The organism is Shewanella sp. ECSMB14101, from assembly GCF_000773485.1.
GTDB classification, from domain to species: Bacteria; Pseudomonadota; Gammaproteobacteria; order Enterobacterales; family Shewanellaceae; genus Shewanella; species Shewanella marisflavi.
In genome coordinates this window covers 1-13,382 of record NZ_JSFF01000013.1, presented here as the reverse complement: position 1 = coordinate 13,382, position 13,382 = coordinate 1, and the positions used below count along the sequence as shown (strand labels likewise).

At 50.7% G+C, this 13,382-nt stretch carries 11 protein-coding genes; 9 read left to right on the top strand and 2 right to left on the bottom strand.

Features of this window, described 5'->3' with window-relative positions:
* Positions 1–49 precede the first annotated feature (49 nt).
* On the top strand, positions 50–1,717 hold the full coding sequence (locus tag NY07_RS11035; RefSeq protein WP_033539417.1) for an Ig-like domain-containing protein: 1,668 nt from the start codon (positions 50–52) through the stop codon (positions 1,715–1,717).
* A gap of 606 nt (positions 1,718–2,323) precedes the next feature.
* Here the strand turns inward: NY07_RS11035 and degS are convergent.
* On the bottom strand, positions 2,324–3,403 hold the full coding sequence (degS, locus tag NY07_RS11030) for an outer membrane-stress sensor serine endopeptidase DegS (RefSeq protein WP_033539416.1): 1,080 nt from the start codon (positions 3,401–3,403) through the stop codon (positions 2,324–2,326).
* 138 nt (positions 3,404–3,541) lie between these two features.
* Entirely contained in the window at positions 3,542–4,894 is a 1,353-nt protein-coding gene (gene degQ, locus NY07_RS11025) for a Do family serine endopeptidase DegQ (RefSeq protein ID WP_033539415.1), read from the bottom strand.
* Between the two features lie 309 nt (positions 4,895–5,203).
* On the opposite strand from degQ, the gene zapE reads away from it, so the two are divergent.
* The 8 genes from zapE to rlmB all read left to right on the top strand — a co-directional run bounded on the left by zapE (position 5,204) and on the right by rlmB (position 13,206).
* Positions 5,204–6,310 (top strand): cell division protein ZapE, encoded by a 1,107-nt coding sequence (zapE, locus tag NY07_RS11020; protein WP_033539414.1) that lies wholly within the window; start codon positions 5,204–5,206, stop codon positions 6,308–6,310.
* 275 nt (positions 6,311–6,585) lie between these two features.
* Positions 6,586–7,017, top strand: coding sequence for a 50S ribosomal protein L13 (gene rplM, locus NY07_RS11015; RefSeq protein ID WP_033539413.1), 432 nt, complete (start codon positions 6,586–6,588; stop codon positions 7,015–7,017).
* A 15-nt stretch (positions 7,018–7,032) separates the two neighbouring features.
* Positions 7,033–7,425 carry a 30S ribosomal protein S9 gene (gene rpsI, locus NY07_RS11010; RefSeq protein WP_011867089.1) on the top strand — a complete coding sequence of 131 codons (393 nt, stop codon included), beginning with the start codon at positions 7,033–7,035 and terminating at the stop codon, positions 7,423–7,425.
* A gap of 106 nt (positions 7,426–7,531) precedes the next feature.
* Complete coding sequence (locus NY07_RS11005; RefSeq protein ID WP_033539412.1) at positions 7,532–7,720, top strand: DUF2065 domain-containing protein; 189 nt, start codon at positions 7,532–7,534, stop codon at positions 7,718–7,720.
* Between the two features lie 66 nt (positions 7,721–7,786).
* Entirely contained in the window at positions 7,787–9,082 is a 1,296-nt protein-coding gene (locus NY07_RS11000; protein WP_033539411.1) for an adenylosuccinate synthase, read from the top strand.
* Between the two features lie 188 nt (positions 9,083–9,270).
* Positions 9,271–9,927 carry a tetratricopeptide repeat protein gene (locus NY07_RS10995; protein WP_033539410.1) on the top strand — a complete coding sequence of 219 codons (657 nt, stop codon included), beginning with the start codon at positions 9,271–9,273 and terminating at the stop codon, positions 9,925–9,927.
* Positions 9,928–9,982: 55 nt separating this feature from the next.
* Positions 9,983–12,451 carry a ribonuclease R gene (gene rnr / locus NY07_RS10990; protein ID WP_033539409.1) on the top strand — a complete coding sequence of 823 codons (2,469 nt, stop codon included), beginning with the start codon at positions 9,983–9,985 and terminating at the stop codon, positions 12,449–12,451.
* A gap of 14 nt (positions 12,452–12,465) precedes the next feature.
* A complete protein-coding gene (gene rlmB, locus NY07_RS10985; RefSeq protein WP_033539408.1) occupies positions 12,466–13,206 on the top strand; it encodes a 23S rRNA (guanosine(2251)-2'-O)-methyltransferase RlmB in 741 nt (246 codons plus the stop codon).
* The last annotated feature ends 176 nt before the right edge of the window (positions 13,207–13,382 follow it).

Below are 13,382 nucleotides of genomic sequence, written 5' to 3'. Positions count from 1 at the left end.
CCCTCCCTGCAAAGTTGGTGATTGTCATAAGCCACGAGAGGATGAACAAATGAGCAACCAAATTCCATGTAAAAAGCTATTGCTCGCTAGCATGATATCCATGTTAGTGGCATGTGGTAGTGATAACGATGAAAACCCACCTCCAGTTCAAGAAAACACCCCGCCCGTTGCCGTAGCCGATAGCGCGACCGTGACGGTTTCTGAAATGGTCGTCATAGATGTACTGGCCAATGATACCGACGCCGATGGTGACACGCTCTCTATCGTATCGGTCAGCAATGATAGCGCAGTGATCAAAGAGGGTAAGGTTGAGTATACCGCGGGAACTTCGGCAGGAGAGGTTAAGTTTAATTACACAATCACCGATGGCACTGATGAGGCAGTTGGTGAAGTCACTGTGACAGTTGAGGCCCTGCCAGAGCCAGAGGTGTTAGCCTATGTGGGATCAGCGGCTTGTGCCGGATGCCACAGCGAGCAGCATGCTTCTTTTGCTAAGACGGGTCACAACTTTAAGATTCAAAAGATCAGCGACGGTGCACAGCCAAGCTTCCCGTATACGCCTGAAACGACCATTACTGGCGCGATCGATCTGTTAGTGGATTCAACGCCGAACAACACCTTAGGCGCACCAAGTAGCTATGATGATGTCACCTATGTGGTGGGGGGCTATCATTGGAAAATGCGCTGGTTGGACAAAGACGGCTACATAGTGACGGGTAAGAATGTTCAATACAACATTCGTAACAGTAAGGGTGAGCTCAATATTCCCGATAATCATTCCGTCGATCCAGATGTGATGGGTAACTACAAAGATACAGAGTTTGACTATAAATACAGCTGCGGTAACTGTCATACAACAGGCTGGAAGCGCACCACAGATGTGGCCGGTGGCGACAACCGTAACCCAGATCGTCAGGACGACCTTATCGGTATGAATGGTACGTTTGCCGAGCAGGGGATTCAGTGTGAAGCCTGTCATGGTGCGGGTAGTTTCCACGTTAAGGCACCTTCGAAAGATAACATCACCAAGATAGCCGTTGCGCGTACTACAGAGGAGTTCCTCGCCGATGATATGGCCTATGGCAAGGCGGTGACCTGTGCCGAATGTCATACCCGTGATGGCGAGAAGGATTACCCCTCTTTCGTCAGCAAGTACAATGAGGCCTATCCTAGCGGTAGCCAAGTGGGTGGTCGCATCATTGCCAAAGGTGGCTTGGCGCAACATCACCAAACTGCCGATGAATTCTTAGGCGTAGTACCACAGGACCACGGTATCTATAAGGCTGGTGATGAAATTGGTGTTAAGAAAGGCATGAGCTGTACGACCTGCCATGACTCTCATAAGTCGACTAAGAATCAGGACAGCAGCGATGGTCTGCATATGGGCGCCGTTAAAGCCTGTACCGATTGTCATACCATGGCCTTTGCTGACGGTGGTGGATCATATGGCCACGGCACCCTAGCCGAGTGTACCGACTGTCATATGCCTAAGTTGGCTAAGAGTGCGGTAACGACAGCACCTAAGCTGGGTAGTGCGGATGTGGTATTTGGTGATATTAAGTCTCACCTCTTTACCCTGGATCTATCGCCTGATGCCAAGCAGTTCACCGATGATGGCAAGTATCAAATGCCATGGGGTACAGCTAAGTTTACCTGTGGTAATTGTCACGACAATTATACAGAGAAGGCCGCTGCCTTAACTAAGGTTCATAAGTAACCGTTCCCTAAGTAAGAGGTTTAATAATAAGTGCGTATGATCGCACCATAAAAGCTCAACAAAGTGATTCATTGCCCTTTCCCATAAAGGTAAAGACCACCTCAGTTATATGCTAGGGTGGTCTTTTTTTGATGAGTCTGGTTTGTTATCCATCAAGCGTGTGTGTTGTAAATGCTTGACTGAACAGGAGTCGTCCTCTTTACTGGAGACGTGCAGATAAGCCTGAATCAGTTAAAGGGTAGCGAATAAATTTCATACATTTCGGCGGTACAGAAACGCTTATACTTGTAATATAGGCAGGTAAGCTTGGTTCATTATGCTAAGGAGAGTATATGGCACATGGTAAAAGGATGGCGTTATTAGCGGTGCTGCTCAGTGGAGCACTGATCTGTTATGGGCTAGGAATGCACTTTGGTGCGTTAGGACTGCTGATTGCCGGCGCAGTGCTTGAATGCAGCTTTTGGTTGCGACTCTTTCGGAGTCCGAATAAATAACCCCTTGGGGATGCCCCTCATTTTATGACCTCTTGGCTTTCAATGGATAGAAAGTACAAAAGTAAAAAAGCCAGCATTTGCTGGCTTTTTACTTTGTTTTTTTTGAGAAAGATTATTCGTTATTAAGGTTTTCACCTATGGTGACGGGTACCTGATAGTACTTGCCGCTGCGTATGATGGTCATAGTCACCTGAGTCCCTGGCGGTGTCTCGGCAATTCTGTCCATCAGCATTTCGACGCCAGGAACGGTTTCGTCGTTAAATTTAGTGATCACATCTCTGGGCCTGAGTTTAGCCTGCGCCGCAGGGCCTTGATGATCGACGCCTGTCACCATCACACCGGTCAGATCCGGCAGGTTGAGGATCTGTGCCATCACAGGGTTGATGGGCTCACCAGTGATTCCTAGCGCCCCACGGATCACCCGACCATCTTTAATTAATTTACCCATGATGCTGTGAGCCAGCTTGATAGGAATGGCGAAGTTGATGCCGTGTCCACCGCCTTCTCCACCGATCTGGAAAGCGGCGGTGTTAATGCCGATCAACTGACCGCTGGTATCGATAAGGGCGCCACCCGAGTTACCTGCGTTGATGGCCGCATCTGTCTGTAGGAAATCCAGATAGCCTGAGCTAAGGCCGTTACGCCCCGTGGCGCTGATGATCCCTTGGGTAATGGTTTGCCCTAGGTTATAGGGGTTGCCTATGGCCAGTACCACATCGCCTACCTGGGCTGGGATATCTAAGTTGATGGGCACTACGGGTAGGGCGTCGCCCTCAATTTTAAGCACCGCCAGGTCAGTGACTGAATCTGAGCCAACGACTTCAGAGGTGAACTTGCGTCCATCTTGCAGGGCCACGACTATCTCATCGGCTTTCTTGATCACATGATAGTTAGTGAGTATGTAACCCTCTTTACTCATGATCACGCCCGAACCCAGCCCTTGGAGTGCCCCTGAATTGAGTGGGCGGCTCTGATCTATGCTTAGGCTGTAGATGTTGACGACGGCTGGTGCCGCGCGGCGAACCGCCTTGGAAAAGGAGAGTTCTATGCCGTTTTGTCCGCGGTGTTGAAAGAAGTTATTTTGATTGTTATTTCCCGTGATTAATGGGGTGATGACCAGAAAGACCGCGGCCATGATGAGGCCGAATAAAACAGCTTTCGCGATGTAAATTACCGTGTCTTTTAGAGTCATGATTTTGCGTGCACTGGGAAAAGTAGCGTTAGATTAACATGTTTAGTTATAGGGCACTATTGGCTATTTAGCCTCTGATAGGCTTTGGCTTAGGAAGTGCAAGGGATCATACTCAAAGTATGATCCCTTGGTGCTTATTTACCTGAGAACCAGGTAAAGGCTGTTGTTACCGCGTAGCAACTTAAGCGCAACGGCGCCATTTTGCTCCTTAAGTTCTGCCTTAAGTTCCTTAAGGTTTTCGATGCGGGTACGGTTCACCCCGACAATGATATCGCCCTTAAGCAGACCACTGGCCGCAGCCGGAGAGCCTTGCGTGATATCAGTGATCTCAACCCCTTTCTTGTGGTTCTCTAAGGTTGCGCCCGTCAGCATTGGGTGTACTGCACCTGCTGCAGTTTCTGTCTGCTGGCTGGATTCGCCCAGAACAGCTGTGACGGTTTTCTCATCGCCATCGCGGATTAGGCCAAGTTTCACCTTGGCGCCGGCGCCCATGGTACCAATCTTGGCTCTGAGCTCCTGGAAGGTCTTGATGGGCTTGCCATTAACGCTGACAATGATGTCACCGGCCTTAATGCCCGCTTTGTCTGCGGCGCTGTCTGGCATGACTTCATTAACGAAGCCGCCGTGTTGAGAGTCCAGACCGAAGCCTTGAGCCAGTTCACTATCCAAGTCTCGACCGCTGACACCTAGCACGCCACGGCGCACCTCACCGTGCTCGATCAGCTGATCCACCAGGTTGTTGACCATGTTAGCCGGGATGGCAAAGCCTATCCCTACGTTACCGCCGCCAGGGGCGACGATGGCGGTGTTGATACCAATAAGCTCACCGTTAAGGTTAACCAGGGCGCCGCCCGAGTTACCGCTATTGATGGCGGCGTCGGTTTGAATAAAGTTCTCTAGCATCTCAATGCCTAAGCCGCTGCGCCCCATGGCGCTGACGATACCTGAGGTGACGGTCTGACCTAAGCCAAAGGGGTTACCAATGGCGACAGCAAAGTCACCCACCTTAAGCTCGTCTGAGTCGGCGCGCTTAAGCGCGACTAAGTTTTTCGCCTTAATTTGTAGTAGCGCGACATCGGATTCGGCATCGGCGCCAATCAGTTTTGCCTCTATTTCACGGCCATCGTGCAGGCCAATCAAGATCTCATCGGCACCTTCGATCACATGGTTATTGGTGACGATATAGCCTTCTTCGGCATCGATAATGACCCCTGAACCCAGGCCTTTAAAGGGACGCTCCTGTACCTGCTCTCTTGGCGCATTGGGGCCGAAGAAGTAGCGAAAAGCATCAGGAAGACGCTGTTTAGACACATGGGTGCCCGATACGGCGACGGCAACCACGGCTGGGGTGGTTTTTTCCAGCATGGGAGCCAGGCTAGGAAGCTCTTGTCCACCGACGGCTAGCGGTATGGCGGCTTGAGAAACGGCGGGCATGACCATAAGGCTGGCGCCGAGCAGGGCGGCTGAAAGTAGTGATAATTTGGTTTTCATCTATTCATGACTCCAAGGTTGCAATTATGAACTTTTGACTCTGTAGATATAAGGCTACTCGGACGTAAATCAAGTCAGTAATTTTTGCTGTGTTACTCAATCCGACTGTCGCGCTTTAAATAAAGTTCATGGGATTAACAAAGGTTAATTTTTCGTTAGCCTTCATTGACTAGCGTGAATCGCGCGGCGACAAATTGCCTTGGCCTACGACCTTTTGCTCGTAGGATTGTCTGGGACGACATATACCCTGCGTTCGATTGTCGTGGTACCATCTAGCGGTTGAATTAAGGATAGAAGAGAATAATTTAAGTGTCGCATCTCACCCCTTGGCAGCATTATCAAGCCGATCTACAACGTGATGATTTTTCCTATGATCCTGCCCAGGAGCAGGCGGTCAAGGCGCTGCAACGCGTCTATGACGAATTGCTTGCGGCTCAGCAAAAGCCAAGTGGCGTCGCGAAACTGTTAGGATTTCTCGCTAAGCCAGCGCCTCAGGTGCAGGGCCTGTATCTCTGGGGTGGTGTCGGGCGGGGAAAGACCTATCTGATGGATACCTTTTATGATGCCTTGCCGGGTGAGCGTAAACTCAGGGCGCACTTTCACCGCTTTATGCATCAAATACATCTGGACCTTGATGGCCTAAAAGGTCAGCGAGATCCCTTGTTGGTGATCGCCAAGCGAATGGCCGAGCGTTATCAGGTGATCTGCTTCGATGAGTTTTTTGTCTCAGATATTACCGACGCCATGTTGCTGGGCACTCTGTTTCAGGCGCTCTTTGTTGAAGGCGTGGCACTGGTGGCGACGTCTAATATCATTCCCGATGAACTCTATCGGAATGGGTTGCAACGGGCGCGCTTTCTGCCAGCGATAGCGCTAATCAACAAACACTGTCAGGTGCTCAATGTGGACAGCGGCATAGATTACCGTCTGCGCACCCTAGAGCAGGCAGAGATCTACCATTATCCGCTAGATCCTCAAGCCGACGAGAACCTGTTGGGTTATTTTCAACAACTCGCCCCAGAGTCGGAAGTTTCAACTGCGGCGATTGATATCGACGGCCGCGAAATCGCCATTCGCAAGCAGGCCCAAGGCGTGCTCTTAATTAACTTCAGAGATCTGTGCGACGGCCCGCGAAGTCAGCGTGACTATATGGAATTGGCCCGTCTTTATCACACTGTACTGCTTAGCGGTGTCGAGCAGATGGGCAGTCAAAGTACGGGCGATGATATCGCCAGACGTTTTCTGGCCATGGTGGATGAGTTTTATGAGCGTCAGGTAAAGCTCATCATCTCTGCCGAGGTAGCGCTGGAAGAGATCTATACTCAGGGATTACTCAGCTTCGAGTTTAGACGCTGCCGCTCTCGTCTGACCGAGATGCAGTCTCACGATTATCTAGCGCTGGAACATCTGCCTTAGTCTGCTCGGCGAAAGGAAAAAGTGTGGTTTTTTGCCGTTTCGCTACGACAACAAGGATAAGCTGAGTAAATCATTTAAATTAGCTAAAAAATTAGGTGATTTTTAACTCAGCTTTGTCTATAATTCGCGACCTGCCCTCGTTACTCCGCCAAAAAGGCGGAAGTTGTAAAGCCTTATTCTTTGCTCGAAGGGGCGGAGAATGGCACTTTTTGTGTTGCTATTTCATCGGAAATGGCGGCATGTGAGAACAGAATTTAAACTTTGGGTTTTTGTAAATGAAGACTACATATACTGCTACACCAGAAACAGTGACGCGCGAATGGTTCGTTGTTGACGCTGAAGGTAAAACTTTAGGTCGTATGGCTACTGAGATCGCTCGTCGTCTACGTGGCAAGCATAAGGCAGAATACACTCCTCACGTTGATACTGGCGATTACATCATCGTTATCAATGCTGAGAAAGTAACTGTAACTGGTAACAAAGCAGCAGCTAAGACTTACTACTCTCATTCTGGTTTCCCAGGTGGAATCAAGCAGATTACTTTTGATAAGCTGCAAGATCATAAGCCAGAAATGATTATCGAGAAAGCAGTAAAAGGTATGTTGCCAAAAGGTCCTCTAGGACGTGCCATGTACCGTAAACTGAAAGTTTACGCTGGCGCAGAGCACAACCATGCTGCACAACAACCACAAGTTCTTGATATCTAATCCGGGAGTAAGCTAATGTCTGCAACTCAGTACTACGGCACTGGCCGTCGCAAAACATCTACTGCTCGCGTATTCGCTAAAGTAGGTAGTGGTAACATCGTCGTGAACCAACGTCCACTTGACGAATATTTTGGTCGTGAAACTGCTCGTATGGTTGTTCGTCAACCTCTAGAGCTAGTTGAAATGACTGAAAAGCTAGACATCTATGTAACTGTTAAGGGCGGTGGTATCACTGGCCAAGCAGGTGCAATCCGTCACGGTATTACTCGTGCCCTGATGGAACTTGATGAAGCTCTACGTCCATCTCTACGCGCTGCAGGTTTCGTTACCCGTGATGCTCGTAAAGTTGAGCGTAAGAAAGTGGGTCTACGTAAAGCACGTCGTAAGCCACAATTCTCAAAGCGTTAATTTTTACGCTGCGAAAATTCGAAAAACCCAGCCTTGTGCTGGGTTTTTTTATGGCTATTTTCTGCTATTTTTAAGCCTTATTGTTCTCTATAGGAAACGCGTTTAGATGACTTTCCAACTCCTGATGCTGGTTCTGGCCATAGTGTTGATTATCGAAGGGATAGGACCGCTTTTATTTCCGAATCGTTGGCGGGCATATTTGCAGGAAATTTCTAACCAAAATCAAAGGGTTTTACAAAGGTTAGGCGGTGCTTTAGTCACGGCTGGCGTGGTCATATTGATTATTTTTTCATAAATTACTTGCCATTTCCCCCCCAAGATCTGCTAAAATCCCGTTTTAACCACTACCTTGCAGCAAATAATGGGCAAAAACGTCGTAGTTCTCGGCACCCAATGGGGTGACGAAGGAAAGGGTAAGATAGTCGACCTACTTACCGAACAGGCCAAATATGTCGTTCGTTATCAAGGTGGCCACAATGCGGGTCACACTCTTGTTATCGATGGTGACAAAACCGTTCTTCATCTTATTCCATCAGGGATCTTACGCGATAATGTAAAATGCATTATCGGTAATGGCGTGGTGCTTGCACCTGACGCCCTGATGAAAGAGATCAACATGCTTAAAGAGCGTGGCGTCCCTGTAGAGGAACGTCTGCTTATCTCTGAAGCGTGTCCGTTAATCCTTCCCTTCCACTGTGCCTTAGATATCGCACGCGAAAAAGCGCGCGGTAATAAAGCTATTGGTACAACGGGTCGTGGTATCGGTCCAGCTTACGAAGATAAGATCTCTCGTCGTGGTCTTCGTGTTGGCGATCTGTTTAATGCAGAATTGTTCGCCGAAAAACTGAAGGAAGTGATGGCATATCACAACTTCATGTTGACCGAATACTATGATTGCGAAGCGGTTGATTACGAAACCACATTGAAAGATGCGTTGGCGATTGCTGACTATCTGAAGAGCATGTGTACAGATGTGACTGAGTTGCTGGATCAAGCACGTAAGGCCGGTGAGCCTATCCTGTTTGAAGGCGCACAGGGTACCCTTCTGGATATTGACCATGGTACTTATCCGTTCGTAACCTCTTCAAACACTACTGCAGGTGGTGTTGCGACAGGTTCTGGCTTCGGTCCACGTCATCTAGACTATGTGCTCGGTATCATGAAGGCATACACCACACGTGTGGGTGCAGGTCCTTTCCCTACTGAGTTGCAAGACGAAATCGGTGATCACTTAGGTACTAAGGGTCACGAGTTTGGTGCGACCACTGGTCGTAAGCGTCGTCCAGGTTGGTTAGATATCGTTGCCATGAAGCGCGCGGTACAGATCAACAGCATCAGCGGTTTCTGCTTGACTAAGCTTGACGTACTCGACGGCTTGGAAGAGGTGAAGATCTGTGTGGGTTATCAGTACCCAGATGGCAGCATCGCTACCGTGACTCCGCTAGCTGCAGAAGGCTACGAGCAGGTTACGCCTGTGCTTGAAACTATGCCTGGTTGGAGTGAGAACACCTTTGGTGCGACCTCTATTGAGCAGCTGCCACAGGCGGCGATCAACTATATCAAGCGCATCGAAGAGTTACTGGAAACGCCAGTCGACATTATCTCAACGGGTCCCGATAGAAACGAGACCATGATTCTAGTGAATCCGTTTAGTTAATCATAAGGGCCGCGTTAAGCGGCCTTTTTATTGGGAGTTGTTTATTGCAATATGGCCACAGAGGCGCCGCCTTAGGCTGACTATTTTGCAATCGCTTTTAAGCTAACGCCACAGCGGCCGATAAGATAAGGTATACTGCCTAAGTCTGTTACGGATAAAGGCACGAGTTCTACATAGAGAATTTTTTTATGGCACGATTAGTATTCTTTATTTTAATGGCCTGTTTATCGACAGTGGCACAGGCTGAAACCAAAACTGACAAGCAGACTGACGACAAAAGCGTGATCAGAGCGGTCGATATTTATAGCCAAGAGCAGCTTATCGACATGATCCGCGACAAGTCTTACCTGACAAAGGTAAAAGGCGACGATTGTCAGCTGGTACAAGATATTGAGGCGCGTGCCGAAGTGCTAAAACAGCCGCTGTATCAATATCTTTGGGCTGAGATGCTGAACTATGGTATCTGTGTCAAAGCCAATCCGCCCAGAGGCATTTCTATGCTTCGTGACGCTGCTGAGCAAGGTAGCGCAGAAGCTATGGCTCGGATCGCCGAGTATTACCATGAGGGTAAGTTCGTGATCCAAGATAAAGAGCGCGCAGTGCAATACACGCTGCCCGCTGCCGCCAGTGGCGATCTTCCTGCACGTATGATGCTGGTGAGATTGTTTGGCGAAGGCTATGGTAGTCCCAGAGATTATGTGATGGGTTACCACTGGCTTTACAACGATGTATTTAGTGATGAGGCGACCAAACAGGAAGCCATGAAATTATTGATGGTGCTAGAAGCAAAAATGCCCGCCAGTGCAGTAGATAGGGCTAAGCAGGAGCATCTGAGATCCCGATAAACGCCCTAAGCCCCTTAGACAATCTGGAGAGCCGGGCAAAAAGTATGGATATTGAATGATCAAAGATCCGCATTTAAAGCGTGAACAAGAGAAGTACGACAACCCCATTCCTAGTCGTGAGTATATTTTAGATTACTTACGCTCACAGCAATCACCCCTCAATCGTGAAAAAATTGCCCAGGCGCTCAAGATCAGCGATGAAGAGCAGCTAGAAGCCTTACGCCGCCGCCTCAGGGCGATGGAGCGTGATGGCGAGCTGGTCTTTACCCGTGGTCAGGCCTATGGCTTACCCGAGCGTATGGATCTGCTAAGTGGCATGGTATTGGGCCACAAGGATGGTTTCGGCTTCCTTAAACTCGATGAAGGGGGCGATGACCTCTTTATCAACAACCGTGACATGCTGATGTATTTTCACGGCGACAAGGTGCTTGCTCAAAAAGCCGGTGTCGATCGTAAGGGCCGCCGCGAGGCGCGCATCGTACGTCTGACCCATGAGCGCACCGCGCCTCTGGTGGGGCGTTTCCATCTGGATTCTGGCATGGCCTTCGTGATTGCAGACGACAAGCGCATCACCCAGGAGATCCTGATCCCCGATGGCGATCGCAATGGTGCTCGTCAGGGCGATGTCGTGGTGGTTGAACTCACCCGCCGTCCTGGCCGCTACATGAAGGCTGCCGGCAAGGTCACCGAGGTGCTGGGTAAAGAGATGGCGCCGGGCATGGAGATTGAGATTGCCCTGCGCAACTACGATCTGCCCCATACCTGGTCGAGCCTGATCGAGAAGAAGCTGCGCAAGATCCCTGATGAGGTGACCGAGGAGGATAAACAAGGGCGGGTTGACCTGCGCAAGTTACCTCTGGTCACCATAGATGGTGAAGATGCGCGTGATTTCGATGACGCCGTCTATGCCGAGACCAAGAAGAGCGGCGGTTGGCGCCTGTGGGTGGCCATTGCCGATGTCAGCCATTATGTGCGCACCGACTCGGCACTGGACAAAGAAGCCCGCGCCCGCGGTAACTCAGTCTACTTTCCGTCTCAGGTGATCCCCATGTTGCCAGAGAAATTGTCGAACGGTCTCTGCTCGCTTAATCCTGGGGTCGACAGGCTCTGTATGGTGGCCGAGATGACCATTTCGGCAACGGGCAAGCTGTCGGGCTATAAGTTTTATCCTGCCGTGATGCACTCTCATGCACGTCTGACCTACACCCAGGTGGCGGATATGCTCGAAGGTGGCGAGGTGAGTGATGAGCTTAAGCCAATCTTCCCGCACCTGCAGACATTGCAGTCGCTCTACCTGACTTTAGATGAGACACGCGCGCAGCGCGGTGCTATCGCCTTTGAAACCACTGAGACCCAGTTTATTTTCAATGCCGATCGCAAGATAGATCGCATCGAGCCCCGTACCCGCAATCAGGCCCATAAGATCATCGAAGAGTGTATGATCATGGCCAATGTGGCGGCGGCTAAGTTTGTGCAAAAGCATAAGGGTGAAGTGCTCTATCGGGTGCACGAAGCGCCGTCAGAGCAGAAGCTGACCAACTTTAAAGATTTCCTCAAGGAGCGCGGCCTCACCATGGGCGGTGGTCTTGAGCCTGAGCCGGCCGATTATCAGGCGCTCATGGAGCAGGTGATTGACAGGCCTGATGCCGAGTTGATTCAGGTAATGTTGCTGCGCTCTATGCGTCAGGCAACCTACACCCCGGATAACGAGGGTCACTTTGGCCTGGCGCTGGAGCAGTATTCGCACTTTACCTCGCCGATTCGTCGTTACCCCGATTTGATTCTGCACAGGGTGATACGTTACCTGCTGGCCAAGGAGCGTGGCGAGGGCAATGACAAGTGGACGCCTGATGGTGGTTACCACTATCAGATCGAAGAGCTGGATCTGTTGGGTGAAGAGTGTTCCACCACAGAGCGACGCGCCGATGAGGCGACCCGTGATGTGAGCGATTGGCTTAAGTGTGAGTTTATGCGTGACCATGTGGGCGACACCTTCGAGGCTGTTATCGCCTCGGTCACCCACTTCGGCATGTTTGTGCGCCTAAGCGATCTCTTTATCGATGGTCTGGTGCATATCTCGACCCTGGGCGGCGACTATTATCACTACGATAATATGCGTCAGCGTCTGGTGGGTGAGGCCACGGGGCAGGTGTATCAGATAGGCGATCCCGTCACGGTTAAGGTGGCGGCGGTGAATCTGGACGATCGTCAGATCGATCTCATGATGGTGGGTGTGGATGGTAAAGCACCTCGACCACGCCGGGGCAAGAAACCCTTGACCGCTCGTGAGCGAGTCGATCTCGAAGGCGCCAAGGTTGGCCGTAAGGGCGGCAAAGAAGATGACAAGCCAAGCGGTAAGCGCCGCTCTGGCAAACGCAGCGACGCTAAGCCCGGAGCAGGTAAGCCAGGAGCCGGCAAGGCGGGGGCGGCCAAGCCAAAGAGCGGTGCCCCAAAAAGCACAGCTAAGGCTAAGCCAAGCGCCAAGAAGCGTAAAGCGGTTAAAAAACGCAGTAGTAAGAAATAAGAGATTCTAATTAGATGAAGAAACAAGATTTTACCTTCGGCATCCATGCCGTCGAGGCCTTGCTAAAAAACAGCCCTGAGCGGGTAATCGAGATGTGGGTACTCCAGGGCCGTGATGATCAGCGCCTGATGCCACTGATCCAAATGGCGGCGGAATATGGTGTGTCGGTGCAGCAGGCCTCTCGTAAGGCGCTGGACGACAAGGCCGGCAGCAGTCAGCACCAAGGTGTGCTGGTACGTGCTAAGCCCGCTAAGCAACTCAATGACAACGATCTTCTGGCGCTACTGGATAAAACAGAGACCCCGTTTCTGTTGATCCTCGACGGCGTGACCGATCCCCACAACTTAGGTGCCTGTTTGCGTAACGCCGATGCCGCCGGAGTACACGGGGTGATAGTGCCGCGCGACAACTCGGTTGGCCTAACGCCAACCGTCAGTAAGGTTGCCTGCGGCGCCGCAGAAGTCGTGCCCCTGTTTCAGGTGACTAACCTAGCGCGCACCATGAAAGCTTTGCAAGATCAGGGCGTTTGGATCGTCGGCGCGGCCGGTGAAGCCGAGCACGACCTTTACAAGGCCGACCTTAAAGGCCCAATCGCCATCGCCATGGGCGCCGAAGACAAGGGCCTACGTCGTCTGACCCGCGAGAGCTGTGATTCGCTGGCCTCTATCCCGATGGCGGGTAGTGTGTCGAGCCTCAACGTCTCTGTGGCCACAGGGATTTGCTTGTTCGAGGCGGTTCGCCAAAGATTGGGGTGATCGGGAATTCGATCTTCCAATTTTTGAGTCTCTGACTCAGAGTTGATGAATGCCGATGAGGGAGACTTCATCGGCATTTTTATATCTGTCGTTGGAAGACATGGTCATTTAGTGACGTGGTTTTAGCGTTAACCGTCGCTGTTGTTTATAGCCTGCGGCTCGCTTATGTGCAGATA